The organism is Paenibacillus sp. 01L418, assembly GCF_056400045.1.
This window is the reverse complement of the sequence record NZ_JBFTSN010000389.1, coordinates 1-6045: the sequence shown is the minus strand read 5'-3', so window position 1 is coordinate 6045 and position 6045 is coordinate 1. Positions and strand designations below refer to the sequence as shown.

1 protein-coding gene and 1 pseudogene are annotated in these 6045 nt (G+C 46.4%); one reads left to right on the top strand and one right to left on the bottom strand.

The features are described from left to right. Nucleotides 1-38 precede the first annotated feature (38 nt). Nucleotides 39-5654 (top strand): golvesin C-terminal-like domain-containing protein, encoded by a 5616-nt coding sequence (locus AC1DSE_RS28435; protein ID WP_477528570.1) that lies wholly within the window; start codon nucleotides 39-41, stop codon nucleotides 5652-5654. Between the two features lie 129 nt (nucleotides 5655-5783). Here the strand turns inward: AC1DSE_RS28435 and AC1DSE_RS28430 are convergent. Continuing rightward, nucleotides 5784-6045 (bottom strand): annotated as a pseudogene (locus AC1DSE_RS28430) (carbohydrate ABC transporter permease); the annotation flags it as partial.

Sequence of the window (6045 nt, the reverse complement as noted above, 5' to 3'; positions counted from 1 at the left end):
TTATTATTTTGGAAGCGTTATCATTTAAAGGAGAGGCTGTGAGTGGTTTGGTCAAAAGGAAGCTGTTTTTCTTCATCGTTTTCATGTTGACGATAGTAGTTCCTTTCAGTCTGGTCGGAATAACGACCGCTTATGCGGAGACCTTACCTTATCAGACGATTATCATCGATGACGGAAGCATCACAATTAATGATGTTGTGACACTTGATGAGGGTAACGAGAACAATGGATATTCGGCTCCAAATTGGACCACTAGCACAGGGGTGAAGGGGTATGATCATTCCAGCTCCAAATATACGAGTACAGCAGGCAGATCGATAACATGGAATCCGCGCTTGGAAGCAGGAACGGCGAAAATATCGTTATACAAGCTTAACTGGGAGGATAAGGCTGATAGCAATGTAAAAATCGAAATCGTTCATAATGGAACGACGGATGTACTCTTTCTGGATCTGAGACCCTCATCTGGCCCTCCAGTGGGATGGGTTGATTTGGGAGAGTACTATTTTTCTGGGGTTGGTGAAGAATTCGTTAAAATGACACGGTCTACCAGCACCACGAGCACGATACTTACGCGAGCAGATGCGGTCAAGTTCGAAGGGAATATTCAGCAGAAAGAGCCGCATAAGACGATCATTATTGATGATCGAAGCCTCACCATTGATAATATCGTCACCGTAGATGCAGGTAACGCGAGTAACGGGTTCTCCGCTCCTTATTGGACCACAAGTGCGGGAGTGAAAGGATACAATAATTCCAGTTCCAAATATACGGACGCGGTAGGTAGAAGCATCACTTGGAATCCACGCTTGGATGCAGGGACGGCGAGAATATCGTTCTATAAGCTTGATTGGGCGGATAAAGCAGACAGTAATGTAAAGATTGAGATTGTTCACAACGGGATTACGGATGTTTTGTTTATGGATCTTAGACCTACGTCAGGTCCATCGGTCGGATGGGTGGATTTGGGAGAGTATTATTTTAGTGGTGAAGATACCGAATTTGTCAGGCTGACTCGAATGCAACCTACGACGGGCACGATTATTACTCGGGCCGATGCAGTCAAATTTGAAGGGAATATCCGACAGCAAGCTCCGCCGTTGCCCGCGCTGCGGAGCCGTGCATTAGCGAATCTCAGTTACACAGAAAAAGGCAGCATTGAAAATGCAAACTATAAGGCGACCTTTTATGAGGCAGCATGGGATGGAGGCAAATCCATCGTTCGTGACATGTTCTACAAGAACACGGATACGGGGAACTGGATGCCAATAAACAATGTGTCGGAAAGGCTTGAGGAGCAGTGGGTTTTATTGGATGGGAATGCGGGGAGTCGAACCAATTACTACGATACGATGAACAAACGCTGGATTACATTCGACGGAATCCATTTTCCAGACAGCCACACGGCGGTTTTAACCGATTCTATGCATGGCAGTGATTACGATTTTGAAGTGAACTGGTCCATGGCAGGGGATAAACCAGATGTTTCCTTCACCTTCACGCCTCGCCGCGATGGCAATTATGTGATTGGATATCAGTCCTTCACAACAGAGCAAATCACTGGCATCAATGAAGTATTAAATGGATTTAGGTCGCATGCAAAAATGGTTGGTACGGTGGAATCCACAAGCCTTAGGGAGCTGAGCGCTCCGATGAGTCTGGTGGAGAAGAATGACGGCGCGGGGAATCCTTTGACGTATGGGGTATTTGTACCTTCGGAAGAGCTTCYGGTTGAATTTGAACCGACGGGAGGCGTTACGAAACAACGGCTTGGCATGAGCCTTGTCAACAACGAAGGCAGCGTGCAGCCAATCCTATATGCTCCTCAATTAGGGACTTATTCGCAAATGACCGCAGAAAACACCTATCAATTTCATATGGGGCTAATCGCACAAAAAAGCAATCTTTATGAGTCCTACGCGGATATTCTTCGCAATGAGTACGGTTATTCGGCATATCGGGAAAATGTCTCAGGCCTGTCGCTTACCGACGCGATGTTCAATATGATCGATCTGCTTAAGGTAGAGCCGCAAGGGGACGACTCTGTTCAGTTTGTCCCGTCACCCAGCGGGTGGTGGAGCCGTGCCAAGGGCTTTATTGATATCGAAAACGAGGATAGCGTTCGAACAAGCTCGAATGCCGTTCTTTTGGGGGCTTATTATTTGACTGGGGATGACCAGCTTTACGATACGAGAGCATTGCCGTCCGTCCAGTATGGCGTTTCGCGAAATGGCATCGGTTGGTCGCCGACGCAGAAGAAAGTGTACGGCGTGCCTTCGTTATGGAAAATGGCCACCCTGCCGTTCGATGTTTCAAGCGTAGCCGCTGTCAATCAGATGATGGGCACTTCGGCAGGAATTGGGGCGCTGGCAAAGGAAGAATACCTCGTGCGTGATCCTGACCAAAAAGACCGGGGTCCTGTCATTCAGCCCCTGATGATGTATCGGATGACGGGAGATATGCAGTATTTACAGGCTGCCAAGGATGCAGCCGACAGCTATATCCTGCAGCATATCGATACTCCTGAATCCGTTAATGTGAGTAAAAATGAATTCATTTATTATTATAGCAAGCTGTGGATGGAGATTTTGGAGCTTTACGAGGAAACTCTGGATCCCAAATACTTGAATGCCGCTTATAAGGAAGCCAAACGGTATGCCACCATGTTCGTTGCTCGACCAGTTCCTGAAGGTACCGTTACAATTCCGCAGCCCGAGACGTATAATTACGCGGAGTCGTTCCATTGGCCGGAAAGCGGTAAATACCAATATCCTAGGAGCAAGCTCCCAGAAGATGTAGCAGGAGGCGTACAAGCGGATAGTTGGCTTGTTTCACCTAACGGATTGACGTTTGAAGCAGGAAGCACAACCGGCTATTATCGGATGAATGCTCAGGAAGCTCCATTCATGCTGCGATTGTCGCTCTATACAGGTGATAAACTGCTGCAGGATATCGCTCATAATTCGGTTATTGGTCGATATTCCAGCTATCCAGGTTATTACTATAAGGGCTTTGCCGTTAGCCAACTTGAACCGGATTTCCCTCTGGAAGGCCCAAGCGGGGCTACATCCATCTATTATCACCATATTCCGGGGCAGCTCGGGCAAACGATGGATTATTTGATCAGCGAACAATCATTAAAATCGAACGGGAGTATTACATTTCCTTCCGTATTCGAAACGAATTTTTTATGGTTCAAATATCACCTTTATGGCAATAAGCCAGGTCATTTCTACGGTAATTCCGACGTTTGGCTCTGGATGCCCAAGGGAATTATTCAGACTAACGATCCTCAATTGAACTGGATAACGGGAGAGAGCGGGGATAAATTCTATATCGGGCTAAGCAACGCATCGTCAGATGAAGTTCAGACTTCGATTGAACTGAATGCGGAAATCATTGGGTTCAACCCGTCACAAGATTATACCGTAACCATCATCCGCGATAATGGTACACCAGAACAAGCGGTTATGAGTAACGGAATCATTCAAGCTACGGTTTCAAGCAAAGGGATAACCGCTATCATTGTAGAGGGACTCCAGATTGATGTGCCGCTGCATCAGGTTAGAACTGCTGATACATCGGATGCAAGCTACTTCTTCGATACCCACAGTCCAATCGATGCGGTTAAAGGGATGCTGATCGTGAAGCCCGACGAGACGGTTTATGATGCTTATGTACAGGCAAAAACGACGAAACCAGCGAAAATCCATTATTCCTTGGATGGCGGGGCTACGTATACAACCATCCCAGATACGATCTATCCGATGGAATGGTCAATACGGGTGAACGACTTATCTCAAACCTTCACTTATTACGTGGAATCGGACGGGAAACAGACCCGCAAACGGACACTTTATCTGCCTGATAAGGTATCCGAAACTCCAGTCCAACCCGATTGGCAGGAGGGTTCATCTATTATTGTAGATAATACCGAGGCGGAGACAGAAGGGGTCTGGATAAGGGATACAACGGCTAACGACTATTACTACGATAACTATGTGTATGCCAAATCGACGACCGGCACAGCGACAAGCAAAATTATATGGCGGCCGGAGCTGCCGGATACTGTTACTTACAGTGTGTATTACAAGCTTCCGCAAATAACGGCTGCGAGTGAAAACTGGGCAACGAATGCCTCATTTACCGTTTATTATAGCGGGGGTTCCGAGACGGTTGCTGTTGATGAGACAACGGCAACTGGAACTTGGGTGCACTTAGGCGATTATCCTTTTGCAGCAGGCGATAGCGGGTACGTGGAACTAACCAATAAGGCCAATAAGTCTCGTGTAGTTGCCGATGCAATAATGTGGGTAGACCCGAACAGGATGCCGCAATTGGAGTCTGCGGTGATCCTATCCGATCGGAACGAGCTGCAAATGACTCAAACCGCACAACTGAGCGTAACCGGCTATTTGGATAACGGTTTGATCGGTGATCTTACACAGGCCAATGTGCAGTATTTCGTTGATCGTACGGATCTGGCTGAAGTGGATAGCAGCGGTAGATTGACCCTTCTAAATCTCGATGGAGACACAGATCACATTGAGGTATGGGCCACTGTAACGATTGACGGAGTGACCTTAACAACACCGCCTTTGACCATCACGATCAAGGACCTAACGGTTATCGTCGACAGTACAAATACAACGGGGTTATACACGACAGAAGGGTCTTGGAGCCAAAGCAACTTAGCCGGATACAAAATTGGGGTTAAGTCCCGTTACTCTACAGTACAAGGATCATCAGCAACGTGGAAAGGCCAGTTTCCAGAGGGGAAATATACGGTCTCCATCTACAAGATCGTCCATACGACGGCAAACGATAATTATGTCAAAGTGGAAGTGAAGCATCAGTCAGGTACCGAGGTCACATATATCGATGCAACAGTTGGCTCATCGGGCTGGGTTAATTTAGGAACGTTCGACTTTACAGGAGACGGCAGCGAGTATGTTCGTTTAACCAGGGTTACTCCTACAACGGTAGACCCGCCAACACTTCCTGCCGATATGATCTATACGAGGGTTGATGCAGTCAAATTCGAACGGCATTCCGTTAGTCCGGAGTTGATTGTGAATGAGGCGCCAGGTAAACCGACTCTTTCGAATAATAGCGGTGTTGCAACAGGCTTACATGATGGCAATTATGATGTTGCGATGAATATGTGGTGGGGAACCAATGGCTCACTGTATAAGTTGTACGAGAATGGCCAATTGATCCAAACGAAGTCATTGCCCGTTGATTCGCCAGCTGCCCAAACTTCCATTATTCCAATTCAAGGCAAGCCAAATGGAACCTATGTGTATACATGTGAGTTATCGAATTTGTATGGAACGACTTCATGTGAACCACATACCGTCACCGTTATTGATGCGAATCCTGGCAAACCTGTGTTATCCAGTGACAACTGGGATCAAGATGGGAACTATACCATTACTGCAAATATGTGGTGGGGCACGAACGCAGCACAGTATCGATTATATGAAAATGGCGAACTTATTGAAACGCAATCTTTATCTTCACACTCACCAAATGCCCAATCGGCAAATACACAAATTTCGGGAAAAGCTCCTGGCATTTATCAATATCGCGGTGAGTTTATGAATGGAATCGGAACAACGGTAAGTGATGTTATACAAATTATTGTAAAATAACCCTAAGAGCTGAGTGGATGAAAACGATCCACTCAGCTTTTTTTTCTTGAAATTTAGTTCGTCTCAAGCGCACTATCTAGGAATAGAAGTATTCAGCTTCAAAGCTTTCTCATGCAAAGCTTTATACTCCTATCCCTTTAGCGAGCCGGACGTGATGCCGTTAATGATATATTTTTGCATGAAAATGTAGAACAGAATGAGTGGTGCAACCGCCAGGAGCATCATCGGGAAGAAATTCGTCCAGTCGGTCGAGAATTGCCCAATGTTGCGGAATACTTCTAAGAGCAATACACCCTTTGAACGGGATTGCAAGAACAACAATGGCGTCATGAAATCATTCCACACAGCAAGTGTATTCAAAATAGCTACAGTGGCAATTACCGGCGTAAGC